The sequence below is a fragment of the Oleiphilus sp. HI0123 genome (genome assembly GCF_001635315.1).
The window spans coordinates 1-953 of record NZ_LWGE01001623.1; the positions used below are offsets into that span (position 1 = coordinate 1).

At 44.3% G+C, this 953-nt stretch carries 1 protein-coding gene and 1 pseudogene; both read right to left on the bottom strand.

Translation table 11 applies throughout. The features are described from left to right. A pseudogene (locus A3761_RS21820) lies at positions 1–382 on the bottom strand (beta-ketoacyl-ACP synthase III); the annotation flags it as partial. Positions 383–541: 159 nt separating this feature from the next. Next, positions 542–953, bottom strand: a 412-nt coding sequence (locus A3761_RS21825; RefSeq protein ID WP_156492027.1) for a DUF3418 domain-containing protein, incomplete at its 5' end; no start/stop codon positions are given.

Below are 953 nucleotides of genomic sequence, written 5' to 3' on the forward strand. Positions count from 1 at the left end.
GATTCGAGCAAGCGACGATGACGGCATCGATATCAGCGACGGTTTTGTTTGCATTTTTGAGCGCATCTTTGGCTGCTTTAACGGCCATTTCGCATAAGATACTAGGCTCGTCATTGGAGCGCTCAGGTAGCAATGGGTGCATTATTTCAGGGTCAAGAATGCCAGCCTTATTCATTACGTATCGGCTTTTAATTCCAGAAGCTTTTTCGATAAAAGCGGAAGAAGATTCTTGTAGCGCTTCGAGTTCGCCTGCGGCTATTTTGTCAGCATTTTCACGATTAAAGCTTTGCACATAGGCGTTAAAACTCGCAACAAGCTCATCATTTGAAATAGATTCACTTGGTGTAAACAGCCCAGTACCAGAAATAGCAGCCTTTATCATGGTCACCTCTTTGCTAACGGCAAGCATGACAAGCGTACCGCGTTTAGATTCAAAACCTGCACTAAGTACAAGCCGATAAGTAAGAAAATAGCTGCACAGATTACGTTTTACGAGCTTTAATGACAACCAATATTTGAGCCAACCTTGGTGAGTATTCGGCTACCGCCTAACGCTCTCCCAGAGTTTGTTTAACCTTTTCTCTGAGACAGTCTCACTCGTACCCAATTGCTGTGAATACCAAGACACTCGTTGCTCCTCCAGTAACCAGCGAAATCGCTCCAGGTTTTCGCACTTTAAACCTTGAGCATCCAGCTGTTTTTTTCGAAGTTCGTATTGCTCCCACCATTCGGATAGTAAGGGTACATAGCGCCTTTCATTGGCCATATCTCTTGCCATTTTGTCATAGCGTAGAGAGCAAGCTTGCAAATATCTAGGAAAGCTCTTTAGCGAGGTATAGGGCGTGGATTGCAAAAAGCCATCGTAGACTAAGCAGGTAATCTGGTGTTTAAGGTCAGCCATAGGCATAGCTACTGCCAAGTTCATTTTACCTTTTAGGCGCTTCATTATCTGG